Annotated in this window: 3 protein-coding genes and 1 other annotated feature; of the genes, 2 read left to right on the top strand and 1 reads right to left on the bottom strand. The window is 61.3% G+C overall.

Annotated elements, in window-relative coordinates; all coding sequences use genetic code 11:
- The first annotated feature begins 366 nt into the window (after window positions 1–366).
- Window positions 367–630: a hypothetical protein gene (locus tag J8I34_RS33305; RefSeq protein ID WP_209808451.1), complete on the top strand. Its 264-nt coding sequence runs from the start codon at window positions 367–369 to the stop codon at window positions 628–630.
- 1 nt (window position 631) lies between these two features.
- Here the strand turns inward: J8I34_RS33305 and J8I34_RS33300 are convergent.
- Window positions 632–1857, bottom strand: a protein-coding gene (locus J8I34_RS33300; protein WP_209808450.1) for an IS3 family transposase whose coding sequence is annotated in 2 segments (ribosomal slippage) — window positions 632–1569 and window positions 1569–1857 — 1227 coding nt in all. Because the reading frame shifts where the segments join, the coding sequence is not laid out codon by codon here.
- Window positions 1463–1579 (bottom strand) — a sequence feature (AL1L pseudoknot). It overlaps the preceding gene by 117 nt.
- A 1016-nt stretch (window positions 1858–2873) precedes the next feature.
- Here J8I34_RS33300 and J8I34_RS33295 point away from each other — a divergent pair.
- Complete coding sequence (locus tag J8I34_RS33295) at window positions 2874–4610, top strand: IS1634 family transposase (RefSeq protein ID WP_209778288.1); 1737 nt, start codon at window positions 2874–2876, stop codon at window positions 4608–4610.
- The last annotated feature ends 173 nt before the right edge of the window (window positions 4611–4783 follow it).

Genomic DNA, 4783 nt, shown 5'->3' with positions numbered 1-4783 from the left:
CATCGACGCCGAGATCGAGAAACTTCTCTCCGGCTACGGCTCAAAGTTTGAAATCCGTTTCTCGTGAATACTTAAGTTCGTGCTGGCAAGGCATAAAAATGGCGGCACTCTCGCGACCTATCAGGACAATCTGCAGCGACGGGTGGATGGAATCAACAAGCGAATGCTTGGCAAGCTGGTGGAGCAGTACGGCCGTGACGTTCTGCGGGACGCCGGTGAGCCCGTCCCGGAGGAGGAATGGCCGGACGACTGGGTCTCCTTCGTCTTTCGCCTGTCAGGGTCCACCGAGTTCATTGGAGGGCTGCGACGGGATCTGAAGCTCATGACCGACGAACGCAATGACCTCGTGCATCATTTCTTGCCGCGATGGCAGCCAGCGTCAGCCGACAAGCTCACGAGGCGCTGCTGTATCTTGATGCGCAACGCGAGAAAGTGCTCCCGATGCACGAGCATCTGAAACTGATGATTGATCAGTTGATTAAAAGTGGCGAGAACGCTGCGGCATATTTCAGTAGCCCGGAATACGCGCAGCAATCTGAGCTGCTATGGCTTCAAGGAAGCCCGTTGGCGACGTTTCTGTGCGACGTCGCCATGAACCGCCCCGGTTTCCGTGGAGGCACCTTCGCTTGAGTCAGGCCACCATGGCCTGCTGCTCAAGTTGCTGATAGTAGTTGGCCTCGTACTCGGCCGGCGGCACATATCCCAGCGGCGCCATCAGACGGTGATTGTTGAACCAGGACACCCATTCGAGCGTCGCCAATTCCACGGATTCCTTGGTCTTCCAGGGCGCGCGGCGATGGATCAACTCCGCCTTGTACAGCCCGTTGATCGTTTCGGCCAGAGCGTTGTCGTAAGAATCGCCCTTGCTACCCACCGAGGGCTCGATGCCATCCTCGGCCAGGCGTTCAGTGTAGCGAATGCTGACGTATTGCGAGCCGCGATCCGAATGGCAAACGAGCGCATCATCGCGCCCCGGTTGTCTGGCGTACAGGGCCTGCTCCAGCGCATCGAGCACGAAGTCCGTTCGCATTGAACTGCTTACCCGCCATCCCAAGATGCGCCGGGCAAACACGTCGATCACGAAGGCTACGTACAGCCAGCCCTGCCAGGTTGAGACGTACGTAAAGTCTGAAACCCAGAGCTGATTCGGCCGCTGCGCGCTGAATTTCCTGTTGACCAGATCCAGCGGGCACGGGGCCTTGGCGTCGCTGACCGTGGTGCGTACCACCTTTCCACGCACCACGCCGCGCAGGCCGTGACGTCGCATCAGGCGCTCCACCGTGCAGCGCGCCGCCGGGATTTCCTCGCGCTGGAGTTGACGCCAGACCTTGTCGGCGCCGTAGACCCGCATGTTGGTTCTCCAAACGCGTTCGATGTGCGGCACCAGCACGGCATCGCGCTTTGTCCGTGCACTCAGCAATGCCGGATTGCGCTTGCTGGCCACGTAGCGGCGATAGCCCGACGGGGCGACCTGCAGCACCCTGCAAATCGGCTCGACCCCAAGGGTGCCTCGGTACTCGTCGATGAAGTCCCTCAAGACTTGAATCGGCGGTCGAGCTCCGCCTGGGCGAAAAACGCGCTGGCCAGCTTGAGAATCTCGTTGGCCTTGCGCAGTTCGCGGACCTCGCGCTCCAGATCCTTGATACGCTGGGCCTCTGCCGTAGTTGTGCCTGCGCGCTGACCGGTGTCGCGCTCATGCTGGCGAACCCAAGTCAACAAGGTCTGCGCGGTACAGCCAATCTTGGCTGCGATCGACACCACGGTAGCCCACTGCGATTCGTGCTCGTCACGATGCTCGACCACCATGCGCACGGCGCGCTCCCGGACTTCCGGGGAAAATTTGACTGACTTCCTCATGGACTCCATTCTCTCAAAGAGTGGAGCCTCCTCGAAACCCGGGGCGGTTCAGTACTATAGGGAAAATTTCGCTGATCTGATGAGACGATAGTTGTGAATGATATTCGGAAAGAATTCAAAGAATTGGCGATCATTGGGCCGCTTCCTTCCGAAGATAGTGCCGACCCAGAGCTGATACAGAGGATTGAAGATCTCTATAGATCTATCGTCACGCCAATAACTGATGGTGAAGCTCGGATTTTGGTAGGGTTACTTGGCGATGACGGTTGCTTCGGAATGGCGTATTCCTTTGTGCATCTTATTGAGACTTGCCCTGGATGGCCTCTAGCGGATTGCTTATGTGACCTCGGTAACGAATGGGTGGTTGAACTGCGTAATCGCAAAGGCGACATCTTCCCTCAGGCGCGTGCGTGCACGCTCCCTGAGGGAACCCCTCCAGCGTCCATCACCGTTCTTGCTCAAATCCCCGCGCTTTCGGCATCACGAAAGCTGCTTATGCACAGGCACGGACCCAGAAAAATGGACAACCGAAAGGGCTTCGTGCCCTATGCGTGTGCAAAGGGGCTTGGCGTCATTCTTGAGGGAAGGGTGGCAATGTTTACATGGAGGCCAGTGACCCGACCGGACGTCGCGTTCGCGCTGCCTGCGACATGACGCAGAACGCCGCTGCTCGTGCACTGGGGCAACCCGCAGCTGGCAGCCGTTTATCTGAAGCACTGGGCGCGCAATTGGGACCAAGGCGTTCCCTATCAGCCGGCCTACTGAGGGGCGCGCCGCATGGGTCGCCTGCCGCTGGCCACGACTGCCGACGACTATGCAGCGCTCCTGCCTTGGGCCATGCCGAAGCCAGGCTGAGAGGCGTGGTTAAACCGAAGTTCCATGGTGACGCCGCAGCCGTGGCGTCGCGAAGCCCTTGTCCCGCTTGAGGAAACGGCTCATCAGGGACGTTCCAGGTCTTCTTTTTGTAGTCACTAAAAATACTTGATATTTGCTTGTTATTTCCTATTCTTCTGGCTATGCCAGCACGAACCGGAACCGCTCACGTCGTTACGACGACCCGCAAGTACAAGGACCAGGTCTATCACACCCACCTGTTGCGGCGTAGTTACCGCGAGGACGGCGTGGTCAAGAACGAGACGCTGGGCAACCTGTCCCACTTGCCCGAGGCCCTGATCGAGATCATCCGCCGCTCACTCAAGGGCGAGACCTTCGTGCCGTTAGGCGAGGCGTTCGAGGTGACACGCTCGCGCGCGCACGGCCACGTGCAGGCGGTGACCACGGCCATGCAGCGTCTGGGCTTTGCCTCGCTGATCGCCACCAAGCCTTCGCGCGAGCGCGACCTGGTGCTGGCGATGGTGGCCGCGCGCATCGCGGCGCCGCATACGAAGCTGGCCACCACGCGCTGGTGGCACACCAGCACCCTGGCAGAGGACGTCGGTGTGACCGAGGCCAACGAGGATGACTTGTACGCGGCGATGGACTGGCTACTCGCACGCCAGGACACGATCCAGAAGAAGCTAGCCGCGCGGCACTTGAGCGACGGTGGCTTGGTGCTGTACGACCTGAGCTCCAGCTACTTCGAGGGCAGCACCTGCCCGCTGGCCAAACTCGGCTACAGCCGCGATGGTAAGAAGGGGCTGCTGCAGGTCAACTACGGCTTGCTCACCGATGCGCGCGGCTGCCCGGTGGCGGTGTCGGTGCATGAGGACAACGTGGCCGACAGCCAGACCTTCATGCCCGAGGTGCGGCGCCTGCAAGAGGAGTTTGGCCTCTCCCGGTTGGTCATGGTGGGCGATCGCGGCATGATCTCCAGCAAGGCCATCGAGCAGATGCGCGAAGGCGGTGATCTGGGCTGGATCACGGCGCTCAAGAGCGCCTCGATCCGCCCGCTGCTCGAGCAAGGACAACTGCAGCTTGGCCTGTTCGACGAGCGCAATCTGCTGGAGCTGAGTTCACCGGATTATCCGGGCGAGCGGCTGGTGGCGTGTCGTAATCCGGAACTGGCCAAGCTGCGTGCCCACAAGCGAGAAGAGTTGCTGGCGGCCACCGAGGCGTGCCTGCAGCCGATCGTTGCCCGCGTGCAGGCGGGCAAGCTCGCCGGGCGCGATCAGATCGGCCTGCGCGTGGGCAAGGTGATCGACAAGTACAAGGTGGCCAAGCACTTTGCGCTGAGCATCGACGAAGCGTCCTTCACGTTCAGCCGCAACAGCGAGGGCATCGCCCGCGAGGCGGCGCTGGACGGCCTCTACATCATCCGCACTTCGGTGAGTGCGGCACAGATGGACTCGGCCGAGTGCGTGCGCAACTACAAAGCGCTGGCCAACGTGGAGCGCGCGTTCCGCTCGCTCAAGACAGTGGACCTGAAGATACGGCCGATCCATCACCGCACGGCCGATCGGGTGCGTGCGCATATCCTGCTGTGCATGCTGGCCTACTACGTCGAGTGGCACATGCGCGAGGCCTGGCGCGAACTGATGTTCGCCGACACCGATCAGGCCGCCAAGGCCACGCGTGATCCTGTGGCGCCTGCCGTGCGCTCTGCGGCAGCGCTGGCCAAGGCGGCGCGCCACACGCTTGACGACGGCACACCCGTGCACAGCTTCTCGAGCCTGATGGCCGAACTCGCCACGATCGTGCGCAACACCTGCCGCACACCCAGCGCCGACGCTGAGGCGCCGACGTTCGAGCTCGTCACCACCGCCAACGCGAAACAGAAGCAGGCTCTGGAGTTGCTTCAGCAAATCCGCGTGTAGACAGAAACCGGAACCAAGGAATCACGCCAAGTGCCCGTCGCCCAAGGGGAAACTCGCCCAGGCGGCTGGGGAACTTGGGGTTAAAGGACTGCTTACGCCGAGCAGGCTTACCAACGCCTGTTCTCGCGCTGGAAGCAAGCGCGACCGCAGGCAAGTGCGGTACGCGCTCCGTG

The organism is Cupriavidus phytohabitans (assembly GCF_017815025.1).
Lineage (GTDB): Bacteria > Pseudomonadota > Gammaproteobacteria > Burkholderiales > Burkholderiaceae > Cupriavidus.
Note: the sequence above shows the minus strand (reverse complement) of the source record. Positions and strands in the feature narration are given on the sequence as shown.